At 41.0% G+C, this 14490-nt stretch carries 11 protein-coding genes; 3 read left to right on the top strand and 8 right to left on the bottom strand.

Translation table 11 applies throughout. From position 1 onward, the window contains the following. Positions 1-12: 12 nt before the first annotated feature. The 8 genes from BacF7301_RS14805 to BacF7301_RS14770 all read right to left on the bottom strand — a co-directional run bounded on the left by BacF7301_RS14805 (position 13) and on the right by BacF7301_RS14770 (position 11800). A complete protein-coding gene (locus BacF7301_RS14805; RefSeq protein WP_167963927.1) occupies positions 13-2016 on the bottom strand; it encodes a RagB/SusD family nutrient uptake outer membrane protein in 2004 nt (667 codons plus the stop codon). Positions 2017-2042: 26 nt separating this feature from the next. Then, the gene (locus tag BacF7301_RS14800) at positions 2043-5330 is read right to left on the bottom strand and encodes a SusC/RagA family TonB-linked outer membrane protein (protein WP_167963925.1); all 3288 of its coding nucleotides are present in this window, start codon (positions 5328-5330) and stop codon (positions 2043-2045) included. Between the two features lie 485 nt (positions 5331-5815). Continuing rightward, a complete protein-coding gene (gene metH / locus BacF7301_RS14795) occupies positions 5816-8566 on the bottom strand; it encodes a methionine synthase (RefSeq protein ID WP_167963923.1) in 2751 nt (916 codons plus the stop codon). A gap of 13 nt (positions 8567-8579) precedes the next feature. Then, the gene (gene smpB, locus BacF7301_RS14790) at positions 8580-9032 is read right to left on the bottom strand and encodes an SsrA-binding protein (protein WP_167963921.1); all 453 of its coding nucleotides are present in this window, start codon (positions 9030-9032) and stop codon (positions 8580-8582) included. Positions 9033-9041: 9 nt separating this feature from the next. Beyond that, a complete protein-coding gene (locus BacF7301_RS14785) occupies positions 9042-9587 on the bottom strand; it encodes a Yip1 family protein (RefSeq protein ID WP_167963919.1) in 546 nt (181 codons plus the stop codon). Positions 9588-9619: 32 nt separating this feature from the next. Continuing rightward, complete coding sequence (locus tag BacF7301_RS14780) at positions 9620-10369, bottom strand: hypothetical protein (protein WP_167963917.1); 750 nt, start codon at positions 10367-10369, stop codon at positions 9620-9622. 82 nt (positions 10370-10451) lie between these two features. Beyond that, the gene (locus tag BacF7301_RS14775) at positions 10452-10952 is read right to left on the bottom strand and encodes a DMP19 family protein (RefSeq protein ID WP_167963915.1); all 501 of its coding nucleotides are present in this window, start codon (positions 10950-10952) and stop codon (positions 10452-10454) included. 443 nt (positions 10953-11395) lie between these two features. Beyond that, entirely contained in the window at positions 11396-11800 is a 405-nt protein-coding gene (locus BacF7301_RS14770) for an HsmA family protein (protein ID WP_167963913.1), read from the bottom strand. 239 nt (positions 11801-12039) lie between these two features. On the opposite strand from BacF7301_RS14770, the gene BacF7301_RS14765 reads away from it, so the two are divergent. From BacF7301_RS14765 to BacF7301_RS25940, 3 genes are all read left to right on the top strand, one after another. After that, positions 12040-12741 (top strand): iron-sulfur cluster assembly scaffold protein, encoded by a 702-nt coding sequence (locus tag BacF7301_RS14765; protein WP_004296942.1) that lies wholly within the window; start codon positions 12040-12042, stop codon positions 12739-12741. 19 nt (positions 12742-12760) lie between these two features. Continuing rightward, positions 12761-13771: a GGGtGRT protein gene (locus tag BacF7301_RS14760; RefSeq protein WP_004296943.1), complete on the top strand. Its 1011-nt coding sequence runs from the start codon at positions 12761-12763 to the stop codon at positions 13769-13771. A gap of 289 nt (positions 13772-14060) precedes the next feature. Next, entirely contained in the window at positions 14061-14291 is a 231-nt protein-coding gene (locus BacF7301_RS25940) for an XRE family transcriptional regulator (protein WP_245208243.1), read from the top strand. The last annotated feature ends 199 nt before the right edge of the window (positions 14292-14490 follow it).

Genomic DNA, 14490 nt, shown 5'->3' with positions numbered 1-14490 from the left:
TCAGTTAAACATTTATTTATAGTTAAATCCTGTCCATCCCGGATTTTGCACCAATCCACTGTAACTGCTAATCATAGATTCCGAGAATGGTACAAAATAATAGCGCGCATTATCAAATTTCTTTTGATAATTATCATAAGTAAGTATGACCGTCTCTATTTTAGGAACAAAGTAACCTTCCTCGCCTACTTCTGCCGGAGTTCCGGGCTTAAAGTTTTTCGTCTGTGCCTCGTCTGTCGGCCTTTCCTGTCCTTTTCTGAATATACGCATAGTTTTGGGGCCTCTGTTCAATTCCGGAATTACCGACTTGCCATCAGCTTCTCCCCAACGGAGCAAATCAAAATAACGTTGCGCAGGCACTTCGAATGCAAATTCCACACGACGCTGCAATTGATATTCTTCCCATAAATCATGTCCTACTACAGCCGCATCAAATTTATCCAATCCTGCACGGTCACGAATTTCATTAAGTTTACTTTCGGCATCCCCTTCGCCCAATTTGATAGAAGCCTCCACATAATTCAACAGAACTTCTGCATAACGAATATGAAAATAGCAAGTCTGCCGTTGTTCCCGATTCAGTGTACCGTCATCATTGTATTTATCGAAATGAGCATACTTACGCATATAGTAACCGGTAATCGAACTGGCTCTCCCTCCCGGAGCATCCATATTGGCAGTCACCCGATATCCTGTATGTAAAGCACTGTTATCCATTAATTCATCCTGATCTGTTGTATTGTCTATCCATGTTTGTATCAGATACATATCTTTCCGGTTGTCCGACGCACTCAAATAAGAGCCATCATAAACAACAGTAGCATAAAAACGTTCATCACGATCCGTATAAAGCAGTCTGCGATAATCGGCGGACGTTCCCGAGTAAGTGCCGTTCTCTCCGGCAGTAATACCCATATCCCGTGCCTGACTGGTTTTCCACCATTGTTTCCATTTGCCGTCAGCAGCATCCTTCTGATAATAACATTCTACCAAATCTTCAGTCGGAAAAGCTCCGAACTCCGCTCCCCATTTCTTATCCGTGCCATAATACAATCCATTGTCGGGTCCCACCCCGACTTTACCTGTCGGATTAAACCTGGCCACATTCTTATTAAACATCACCGGCCAGATAGATTCAGTAGACTTATAACTTGTTTCTGAAGTGAACAGATCCTCATAATTCCTTTCCAAGCTATATTTTCCAACCAATGCCCCGGCAGCATTAAAAGCCAACCGGTAATAATCGGAAGCCGGCTTTGAAAAAGCAAAAAGTTTGCCGGACTCATCATTTCCATAAAGTCCTTTTGCTGAAGCTTCGGCGGCACAAGCTGCATAAAGAGCCACACGCGATTTTATCGCCGTAGCTACATCAGCACTTATCATTCCATAGGAAGACTGGTTTCCACTCTCATTAAACAGTGCAGTAGCCTGATCCATATCAGACAATATCTTATCAAAAATGAATTCACGGGAAGAACGCGGAATCATTGTTTCATCAAATATCGAAAGTGACTTGTCCACATAAGGCACTCCTCCATAATATTTCTCCAACTCAAAATAGAACCATCCCCGGAAGAAATAGCATTCAGCCAATAATTGCTTTCTATCATTTTCCTTCAAATACTGGCTCCCCGAAATTCGTTCAATACCTAAATTTGCACTACGGATTCTCTTATATACATCATTCCATATATTGCTCCAGGAAAAACAACTGACAGTGTTCAACGGGTCATAATGGCGTAGATTAAAATCAATCTGCCGGTATGTATCTCTTTGCGTATCCAGCCATCCCGTTGCATTATCCGACCATTGTTCCATCTGAAAGGTATCACCGGTAGCCCCCGGAACGAATAAATAAAATTGATTGACATAAGAGCGTGACAACTGTGCATCTTCCCAAAAACGGTCTTCATCCACAATAGTAGTCGGTTCCATCCCCAGAGGATCACAAGCGGCCAGACATGCCGTTAAAATGGCACCGGATAAAATTGTCCTTAGATTATATTTGTTTTTCATATTCTATATCTCATTAGTTTATATCATTATAAGGTAACTGTCACACCAAAAGTAAATTGGCGCTGTGTAGGATAACTGCCCAATTTCCCATGATCACTCCAATAGTGGTCGTCGGAGGTTATAAATTCCGGATCCTGCAGTCCTTTCAAAGGATACGATTTCTTCGTCCATGTAAAAGCGTTTGTCACGACAAAACTGGCCTCCAGTCCTTTAATTAAAGCAAAATTTTTGAGCAGTTTGTGCTTGAAATCGTAACGTACACTGATATTCTTCAATTTCAAATAAGTTGCGTCAAAAGCCCAACGTTCTGTATATCCGGTAAATGACTGTCCCACGGTTGACGGCATAGGCAATGCAGCCTCTACGTCCGGGTTGCCCGGCATATAAGCATTCTGGAAAGCATAGCGGCCATAATTCCACATATAATCATTAGCTGCACCACGCAAAGGCTCCGGCATCGTTCCCGACACATTCGTAGCCCCCTGCAAGAAGACTTCGACATCAAATCCATTCCAACTGGCCCCTACCGTGATACCGTACTGAGTAAGCGGAGTAGTCGAAGCCTTTTCAGTTACCACATAATCCCCTCCATTAATCAGTCCGTCACCGTTCTGGTCAATAACAACAAAATTTCCCAAATGAGTATTTCTGGCAGTATTAACCCATACTGAATTATACACATCATTCCATGACCCCGCCAATCTATCCATTGTAGGTATAGCGGCCGAATATGTCGGATGCATATTTCTTTTACCTACTGTATCCCAATTGGGATAGTACCAATCAGTGCTCTTATCTGTGTGCCGGGTTACCCGTTCATCCCAGAATGAGAAGTTACCACCAATCCAGTACGTCACTTTACCTATTTTGTCTCTCCAGTTCAAAGATATCTCATATCCTCCTTTACGGCTTGTTTCATAAGGCGCATTGATTTTAGGCGTATTAGGAGCTCCGATAATATCGGTACGTATAATGTCCTGGTTCATGTCGATATCTTGACCATTATTCATATAAAGAAATACATCCACCGAACCGGTCAGACGTTCATTGAGAAATCCGAAATCAACGCCACCACTAATCTGACGGCTCTTCGACCACGTCAAGTCACTTGCCAGTTTGGATTCATGCCATGCTACGTTCTCTTTCATATCTCCGAACAAAATATGGTCTGTCAATTGTGCATATTGATTGATGAAATCAAAAGGAGAACCGATTTCACCACCTACAATTCCGTATCCGCCACGTATTTTCAACGAGCTGACAAATTTCTTATCGATAGCATTCTTAAACCAGTTTTCTTCTGAAATCATCCAACCGGCCGATACAGCCTGGAAAAAGCCCCAGCGTTTGGAAGGGCTATAACTTAACGATGCATTGTAATTGGCGCTGTATTGTATCATATACTTATTGTCATAGTCATAGCTAATCCTCCCTACCCAGGAAGCAGATCCCCAATCAGTCGCATTTCCGCCAACTCCACTGTTATCAACAGACGTACCTAACTCTACTTGTGGAGTGAGGATAGTAGGATAACCATATCTTTTAGCCGAAGTCCAGTTGGTATGTCTCGTCTGACTTTGATAATTTACCATACCTGCTACATTATGTTTTCCGAAACTACGTGCGTAATCCACCTGAAATATTCCGGTAAGTAACTTATAATTGCTCCATTTCTGGTAAACCTTCGTGGCATCTGCATTATACGTAGAAAAATCGGTAGAAGCCGGTGTATCATACACTTCTGTGGCATTATGTTCAAAGACCTTATTCATACTATAACTCGTATTGAAATTCACACTGGCGCTGACAGCCAGCCCCTCAACCCAAGGAAGATTCCACTTCAATCCGGTACTCAACTGAAGACGGTAATCTTCTGTATTATTAAAACCGGTATTCAGCATTGAATTCACAGAACCGCCTCTTCCCTTTCCGGTGCTCCAACCATTGGGACGCCATGCAAAAGGCTGTCCGTACATGGCTTCATTAAATACACCTTCACCCGCTTTAGGTTGCTTCTTGGTTGAAGTATTAGCATTGATATTCAAAGTGAATTTCAAACTTTTATCTTTCAGCAAATAAGCATCTGTATTTAAAATGGCATTTACCTGTTCGTAATTGAAAGTGTCACTGATACCTTTCTGGTTAAGATAGCTTAAACTAGAGTAGTATTTTACACGATCACTTCCTCCACGGATACTAACATTGGTTTGATACATCGGTTGGGTATGATTAAACATTTCCCAAGGGTCATAATAAGAATAATAATCTTGTATATTACCGCCATTTAACCAACCGGTACTCGGACTCTTCACCGGGTCAAACAAATCCATAATAGACTGGGCTGTGTAATTTTGATTAAACTGTTCATTAATACTGCCAGCCATTCCCGCCACATCTGCCGGAGAGTAACCTTTATACCATAAGTCACCCATATAAAATTTGGACATAACAGCATTATTATAATACGGAGAATCTGCACCACTAGCCCACGCAAGCTCATTCATAGAACGTGCATAATCATAGGTACTCATTCCTTTGGCATGATAAGAAGGAGACATGATAGAAACTTTCTGGTCAATGGTTATTTCCGGAGGACCATCCTGACCACGTTTTGTCTGAATCACGACAACACCATCGTTTGCACGGGGACCGTACACAGCAGTAGCCGAAGCATCTTTCAAGATAGACATAGAAGCTATATCATCCGGACGCAGACGGTTGAAGAAAATCTCTCCCTGATCTGTTTCCATTACCACGTCATCGATTACATATAGGATTTTAGAACCGCCACGAATCCAGATTTTGGCTGTTTCACCGGGAGCACCGGAGGATTGCTGGGTAATGACACCCGTCACACGACCACCCAGTCCTTCTGAAATACTTGTAACCGGTAACTTGGCAATTTGGTCTACTTTAACCGTAACTGCCGCCGCAGTCATTGTCTTAGCCTTTTGTACTCCGCCATAACCGGTAACAACAACTTCCTGAAGAGTTTGCAAGTCTTCTTCCAATGTCACTTTCAAAAACTCACCTGTCGCTTTCACCTCTTTTGTTACATATCCCACAAAAGATAATTGAAGAATAGCTCCTCTTTTCACATTAGAAAGTGTGAAATTTCCATCCATGTCTGTAATAGTACCGTTCGTCGTACCTTTTACTGCTACACTCACACCAATAATCGTTTCGCCCGTATTGTCTGCTACATTCCCCTTCACTGTGATGTTCTGGGCCACCAATGTCATCGGGAGAGACAATAGAATGAGCATCAAGACTTTCTTGAATAAACAAAAGTCTACTTTCCTGTTTTTTTTCATTCGTACATTTTTTGGTTAAACAATAGATATTAGATTCGATAAGGACTAAGTTCCACTAGAACTTAATACGTCGAACAAGATACAAGCAAACAACTAAAAAAAGAGGCAATGATTGATTACAGGCAATAAAATGACACTAAAAAAGGAGATAGTTGTATTTACACCCAATTATGATACTATCTTATAAATAAAATAACAACAGTAGTTCCTGTCTCAAAACAAAATTTTCTTATTCTATAGTGTGATTAATGAAAATATTTATATATTTGCAACACATATATTAACAATAATCAAACTAAAACAGAATTATATGACACATAATTAGAACAAAACAAAAGAAATATCACTAAGTTCTAGTGGAACTTAGTTTATTTTTTGTATCATCTATTTATGTATAAACATCAATAAAAAGTCTGTTTGGCAATCAAACAGACTTACAATTATATATTATCCAAGAAATAAAGATAAATTACAATCAGAGTTTTCTACCACTCCAGCTTTAATTTATTTTTTCTTGATTCTTCCAATGAAACGGTTTCACGCTTCATCAGGCCGCTCTTTTCACGAAGCGTCTCATATTCAGTTTTCAATTCGTTCACCAATTCGACTTTCGCCTGCGGATTCAGTAGTTTGGCGGCAACACCTGCATTCAATGACGCATCTTTGAGATGCACCACCGGGGCATGATATACAGGAGCAATCTTCAATGCAGTATGCATCTTTGAAGTAGTAGCTCCTCCAATCAGAAGAGGTATATCCAATCCGGCCTTTTCCAATTCAACAGCTACGTGAGCCATTTCTTCCAGAGAAGGAGTTATCAGACCGCTCAATCCAATCATGTCTACCTTTTCTTCAATGGCACGCCGAATGATAGTTTCTGCGGGCACCATCACTCCTAAGTCAACAATATCATAACCGTTGCAGGCCATCACCACAGCAACGATATTCTTCCCGATATCGTGCACGTCGCCTTTCACAGTAGCAAGCAATATTTTTCCGGCAGAGGTTGCTCCATCAGTTTTCTCCGATTCAATGACAGGCTGAAGGATAGCAACGGCTTTCTTCATTGTCCGGGCAGTCTTTACTACTTGCGGAAGAAACATTTTACCTGCTCCGAAAAGTTCACCGACATAATTCATCCCATCCATCAACGGGCCTTCAATCACATTGACCGCTTTATCGTAAAGCGGCAGAGCTTCTGCCAAATCCTGTTCGAGAAAATCGCCAATCCCTTTCATCAAAGCGTATTTCAAACGTTCCTGAACAGAGCCTTCTCTCCAAGCATCCTGTTTGACAGCCGATTCTCCTGCAGTCCCACTCATTGTCGCTTTCAGAGATTCTGCCAATTCAATGAGATGTTCCGCTGCATCGGGGCGGCGGTTCAAAACAACATCTTCGATTTTCTCCAGCACATCCGCCGGAATATCGCTATAAAGAACGGAAGTCCCCGGATTCACAATACCCATATCCATCCCTTGCTGGATGGCATGATAAAGGAACACGGCATGCATGGCTTCACGGATATAATTATTACCACGGAAAGAGAAAGAAAGATTACTTACTCCACCACTGATGTGCGCACCGGGAAGATTTTTTTTAATCCATCCGGTAGCTTCAATGAAGTCTACCGCATAGTTGTTATGTTCTTCGATTCCCGTAGCCACAGCAAGCACGTTGGGGTCAAAGATAATATCATGGGGATTAAAATTGATTTTATCGACCAACAGGCGGTATGCACGTTGACACACTTCTATTTTGCGGGCAGCGGTATCTGCCTGGCCTTTTTCATCAAAAGCCATTACTACGGCGGCAGCTCCATATTGTTTGATAGTCCGGGCATGTTCGAGGAATACCTCTTCCCCTTCTTTCAAAGAAATAGAGTTGACGATTGATTTACCTTGCAGGCATTTCAGTCCGGCAACAATCACTTCCCATTTGGAAGAATCAATCATAACCGGGACACGGGCTATTTCCGGTTCGGACATGATAAGATTCAGGAAGGTAGTCATTTCTGTCTTGGCATCCAATAGACCGTCATCCATATTGACGTCAATTACTAAAGCGCCGTCTTCTACCTGTTGGCGGGCAATGGAAAGAGCTTCATCGTATTTCTTTTCATTGATAAGACGAAGGAATTTACGCGAACCGGCTACGTTACAGCGTTCACCGACATTCACAAAATTAATCTCCGGCTTCACTTCGAGCAGTTCAAGGCCGGAAAGCCACATACAATCCGGTTTTGCGGCTGGGATGTGTGGTTGAGCACCTTCTATCAGGGCTGAATATTCGGCGATATAGGCGTCTGTCGTTCCACAACAACCACCGATAATATTGATTAATCTTTCGTCGATATATTCTTTCACTTCGTGAGCCATGTCCGCAGGTGTCTGATCGTACTTACCGAGACTATTCGGTAATCCGGCATTCGGATAGGCACTAATATAATAAGGTGCACGGGCAGCCAATTGCTCAAGGAAAGGTTTCAACTGACGGGCTCCGAACGAGCAGTTCAAGCCGACAGAGAATATATTGGCATGTTGTACGGAAGCGAGAAATGCTTCCAATGTTTGTCCTGACAGAGTTCGTCCGCCAATATCGGATACAGTCACTGATAACATGACAGGCACTTCGACACCTGTCACTTTCATTGCCTGTTCAGCAGCAAAAATAGCCGTTTTAGCATTCAGCGTATCAAATATCGTTTCAATCAGAATGGCGTCTACCCCACCTTCAAGCATTGCTTCCATCTGTTGCTGATAGGCGGCGGCCAGTTCGTCGTAGCTCAAAGCACGATACGCCGGATTGTTCACGTCCGGACTCATGGAGCAAGTTTTATTCGTAGGGCCTACGGAACCGGCTACAAAACGAGGTTTGTCGGGATTCTTTGCAGTATATTCGTCCGCTAGTTCACGGGCCAGCTTCACTGCGGCAAGATTCATTTCACGCACATATTCTTCTACGTGATAATCGGCCATAGAAACGGTGGTCGAACTGAATGTATTGGTTTCGATAATGTCTGCCCCTGCTTCCAGGTATTTACGGTGAATATCCCGAATCACGTCGGGACGTGTCAGACACAACAAGTCATTATTCCCTTTCAACTGTCCGGGAATATGCGCGAAACGTTCACCACGAAAATCTTCTTCTTTGAGATTATATTGTTGAATCATTGTACCCATTGCCCCATCCAAAATAAGGATGCGCTCGGATACGATCTGCGAAATAGTCTTTTTCATTTATCCTATCATGTCATCGTTTGAACATTCTTGCCATATCTCTACGGTCATCTTTTTCCTTTATGGATTCTCGTTTATCATATTCTTTCTTACCTTTCGCCAAAGCGATCACCAGTTTCGCCAAACCTTTTTCATTGATAAACAAGCGTACGGGGACAATCGTAAAACCGGGATTCTTCATTTCCCGCTGGAGTTTCTCCAATTCTTTCTTACTAAGCAACAACTTCCTCTCTCTACGCGCCGTATGATTATTATACGAACCATAGAAGTACTCGGCGATGTGCATATTCTTCACCCACAATTCGCCTTTCGCAAAATAACAAAACGTATCTACCAGGCTGGCTTTTCCCAAACGAATGGATTTGATTTCAGTACCGGTCAGTACAATACCTGCTGTGTAGGTATCTATCAGTTCGTAATCAAACGTAGCCCGTTTATTCTTAATATTTACAGAGGGTTGTTTCATCTTCACACATTAATTAAGTATGGCCGTCAGTTTATTAAACACAAATTGAATCAACGTCGGACATAGTATTAACAATACAGACGACAAAAGGGTGTATCTCAATCGTTGTTTTTCTTCTACTCCCATCAGTATAGGAGCTCCTTCCCATACTATATAGACGATGTAGAACTGTAATAGCCAAGCAATAATTCTAAAATCAGGTAATAGTCCGGTTACGATTTGAAGCAAGAAAGGTACAACAAGGGCATATCCCGCAAACTGTTGTGTCAGCGGCATATTGCTATACATGCCAAACATTCTTGTCCCCATCTCATTAATGGCATAAGCTGCCAGAAAGTAGCCACCGAACAAGGCTACAGCTACGGCACAACAATTGGTCATAGCTATCTGGAAACTTTGCGGACCGCCCCATCCATTCGTCAATAATGACCCGATGAACACGGACAGACCGCATAAACCAATCATAGGATAGACAAAAGCCATATATACTTTTCGCCTATCCTCTTCCATAGAAATTTCCTCCCAAGCCTTGGCCGGAGAGGAAATCAATTTCATTGCTATGTTAAATAGTTCTTTGTAGTTCAATGTTACTGTGTAATCTTTGAATAATCTATTTCAAATGATCCATCCTTAGTATTAGCATGTTTCAAATCATAAGAGGATGAATTAATTTTAGCTTTTATCGTTATCTTTTTCAATTTTCCTCCAAATTTACTTAGAAGGTCGCTAAAATCATAGGCTTGATGTTTTACAGTTAAAACTTTACGTTCTGCTTCCTTGTCTTCTGTAATCACATCATTCAAATGCAGAATAAGTTCAGTATCTCCTGCTTCTATTTCATCATAAGTTAACTTTAACGAATGTTTTTTTGAATCTTCAGCAACTTCAGCATCAGTTGTCCCTTTAGCCCAAATCATGGCAGGAATAACCAAAGTATTCTTATCAAACAAATAAGGATAGACATTTTGATATTCAAGAGCATATAAGGTTATATCTGGCGTTACTTCTGTACTAGATATATATGTTCCATCAATATTAGAACTTGAAGCTAAAGTAAAAGTGATAGCACCTGCATTAACGTCTACATCCTCATTATTATATTGACCAGTAACTGCATACATCCCCGAACTCATAGGCATGTTAATACTACTAGCGGCCGTAGGAACTAATTTAGTACCGTCTATCATTTTAAAGTAACCGGAATATGAGGTTTCCAACTTAGCAACAACACCTATAGGAAAAGGACCATTATTTTCTTCCCCATTCATACAAGAAGTAACCGATATACCCATCACCACAGCCATCAAAGCTACCAATAAAAATTTCATCTGTTTCATAAACATATTTTTTAGATTTTGCAAAGATATAAATTCTAATTCACAATTAATAAATGCAGATACTTAAAAAATACTGCATCCGTTACTTTATTATTTTTGCAAAAAGTTCCAAATGGTCATCTACATAACTTGCAATCAATGCCGTAACCTGTTCTTCCATCTCTAAATAAGACTCTTCCAATTCATCAAAGGCTTCGTATTGCTCATACATAGCCATGAATTCATCATCCGTCCGTTCCTTCTCCAGGTCTTTCCGGTTGGCATCAAATATTTTCTTTGCTTTATAGATTAACTTCGAGAATTCATCCACTCCCCACAAACGCATTACTTTAGCAAACGGATTATCAAAGATATATCCACCATAACCGTTCTGAATCAACTGACAGAATCCACCAGCCATCACCTCATCACGAAATATCTGATAGGCCAGCAAAGAATGTTGTTCTCCCGTCAACAAAGGCATTGTCTCCGCAGTCAGTTCACCACCAATCACCTCTTTATATTTATCTGTAAACGCCTGGATAAATTCATCCATTCCTTCACCCGCAGCCTTTTGTAAAGCTGATTCTACAACTTCAATCATAATCTTCTTTATAAATAATGCAGCAAAGCTACGAATTTTATTCTACATCCAGTAATAATCCCTCCACAATCTTACCAATCTTAACTTCATTATCCGCCCTCCATTTTCTTCACACGCCCCATATCATCTCATTTACAGACGTTTCCGGTGAACAATTCGTATAAAATACAGTATTCATCTCTATTCACCCCTTCACAAGATATGTATTTTACAATCTTACAATATAGCGAGAAGTAATATTTGCCACATTATAGAAACAGGCAGATAGTGTATATATTCCGAATAGAAAATGTTTGTTCAATAATGGCCGACTCCAGTTGACTATCTAGCCAACTCTAGTCAGCGAATTAGCCAACTATAGTTGTCTAGTAGGACGACTATAGCCGGCCGATAAGAATATTGTAAGATGATTTACGAATATCAGACTCTATTCAGACAGTTCATCATGCATGTAAACGCATACCTAAATACATACCTATAAAATAAGGTATAAGCCAGATGCACCAAACCACAATGCTGAAACGGTTAAAATGCCGTTTCGCCTGTGCCGAACCTTTCACGTAAGTCCATATCGCCCATGAAGCGTGTACAAACATAAGAAGAATGGCAATCGTACCGGTCACCGTATGAATCTCGTCATGCAAATGAGTTAGTTCGGCAATATGTTCCATCAAACTTGTGCCAACCGCATCAGCAATCAAACCCAGAAGAAAAAAAACAATATGCCAAAACTTTAATTTCTTTTGGAGACGTTCTCCCCAAACGCCAATCGTATAAAAAATAAGCGCAGATGAAATAACGCAAATTGCCGCAATTAAATAATGTATATCTATTTGGTTCAGTTCCATAATTTTTGGTTTTCCAATAATAACAAAGCAACAAATAGATAGTTCGTTCGCCCCCAATCTTCCGCAAATGCAATCCCGACTTTACAAACTGCGAAAAAACGTAAACTGAATTGTCACTTTTCACAAAAAAGTAATAAAAGGCGATTTGCAGAAACAAATAAATCGACTACCTTTGTGGGCGATTTAGAGAATCGTGACTACGTATTTTTAATTATATCACTTAAAAAAAAGAGCTAATTATGACTTATTCACACGAAGTGGAACACATGTGTGTTGTAAAGAAGGGTCCTAACCACGGACCGGCTCCCATACCCGAAGAAGGCAAATGGGTAAAATCTAAAGAAATCGTTGATATTTCTGGTTTGACACACGGTATCGGTTGGTGCGCTCCTCAACAAGGTGCTTGTAAACTGACACTGAACGTTAAAGAAGGTATCATCCAGGAAGCTTTGATCGAAACAATCGGTTGCTCTGGTATGACTCACTCAGCTGCTATGGCTTCTGAAATCCTTCCGGGTAAAACAGTTCTTGAAGCGCTGAACACTGACCTTGTTTGCGACGCTATCAATACAGCTATGCGCGAACTGTTCCTGCAAATCGTTTACGGACGTACTCAATCAGCTTTCTCTGAAGGTGGTTTGATCATCGGTGCAGGTTTGGAAGACTTGGGTAAAGGTCTGCGTAGCCAAGTAGGTACTCTTTATGGTACTTTGGCTAAAGGTCCCCGTTACCTTGAAATGGCAGAAGGTTATATCAAACAAATCTTCTTGGACAAGAACGACGAAATCTGCGGATACGAATTCGTACACATGGGCAAGTTCATGGACGAAATCAAGAAAGGTACTGATGCTAACGAAGCATTGAAGAAAGTTACAGGTACTTATGGTCGCGTAACAGCAGAACAGGGAGCAGTTAAATCTATTGATCCACGTCACGAATAATATAAGGAGGAAAGAAACTATGATTAGAGAAGTAAAATTCGAAAGCCAAGACCGTCGTATCAAAGGTATCATTGAAGCCTTGAACGCTAACGGCATCAAAGACATCGAAGAAGCTAACGCTATCTGCGAAGCTGCCGGACTTGATCCTTATAAAACGTGTGAAGAAACTCAGCCTATCTGTTTTGAAAACGCAAAATGGGCTTATGTTGTAGGTACTGCAATCGCTCTTAAGAAGAACTGCACAAATGCTGCTGAAGCTGCTGAAGCTATCGGTATCGGTCTGCAAGCATTCTGTATCCCGGGTTCTGTAGCTGACGACCGTAAGGTTGGTATCGGTCACGGTAACTTGGCTGCTATGTTGCTGCGCGAAGAAACTAAATGTTTCGCATTCCTGGCAGGTCACGAATCTTTCGCTGCTGCTGAAGGTGCTATCAAAATTGCTGCAAAAGCAGACAAAGTACGTAAAGAACCGTTGCGTTGCATCCTGAACGGTCTTGGAAAAGACGCCGCTCAGATCATCTCTCGTATCAACGGCTTTACTTATGTTCAGACTCAATTCGATTACTTTACAGGTGAACTGAAAGTTGTTCGCGAAATCGCTTACTCTGACGGTCCTCGTGCAAAAGTAAAATGCTACGGCGCTGATGATGTTCGCGAAGGTGTAGCTATCATGTGGAAAGAAGGCGTAGACGTATCTATCACAGGTAACTCTACTAACCCGACTCGTTTCCAACACCCGGTTGCAGGTACTTACAAGAAAGAACGTGTTCTTGCTGGCAAACCTTATTTCTCAGTAGCTTCAGGTGGTGGTACAGGTCGTACTCTTCACCCGGATAACATGGCTGCCGGACCAGCTTCATACGGCATGACAGACACAATGGGTCGTATGCACTCAGACGCTCAGTTCGCTGGTTCTTCATCAGTTCCTGCTCACGTAGAAATGATGGGATTCCTGGGAATTGGTAACAATCCTATGGTAGGTTGTACTGTGGCTTGTGCTGTAGACGTAGCTCAGGCTTTGGGCAAGTAATTTAAGTTACTTTTATATAAGGAGAGTAGATTTTTGTTCTACTCTCCTATTTTTATTTAAAACAATAAACTTTTGGAATAGCGTTTCCATTCTCATACTTATTAAAAGATATTTGAGCTTTTAGCTCTTATTCTCCAATCTGAAAACCGCCAAAATGAAGATACACGGGAATAAGTAACTGAAGGTTCACGCTCTCTAGGCGTGAACTATTCGTACTTATTTGTGTAATGGTGCTTGGCGGTACCTCAGATTGAAATAAGCTTCGAATGGTTCCGCCTTTTTTATTGCCATGATACACATCGGGAAACTTATAGAAGAAGAACTTCGCCGTCAAGAACGTTCTGTCAGTTGGTTCGCTAAAAAACTCTATTGCGATAGGACTAACGTATATAGTATATTTAAAAGATCAAGCATTGATACAGAGTTACTGCTTCGCATATCTATTATTCTTAATAGAAATTTCTTTTCATATTATCTTCAGGAACTTAACAATTGTAAGGTAATAACAACAATAACGTGACTTTTCTTCTACTATAAAAAAATGTGAGAATTATATTATTCCATACTTTTGTCTGACAGTAAAATTCATTAAAAAAGTAAACAACATGTCAGAGTATTCATCTATAACTTATTTCATTAGAATCATAGCAAAGTTTCTTTCCTTCGGAGGTATGGCAATCTTCGTTTTGGGATATTGGATATTTGATTCTTTTTGGCTG

This window comes from Bacteroides faecium (assembly GCF_012113595.1).
In the GTDB taxonomy this organism is placed as follows: domain Bacteria; phylum Bacteroidota; class Bacteroidia; order Bacteroidales; family Bacteroidaceae; genus Bacteroides; species Bacteroides faecium.
The sequence above is the reverse complement of the archived record's forward strand: the minus strand, read 5'-3'. Positions and strand labels throughout refer to the sequence as shown.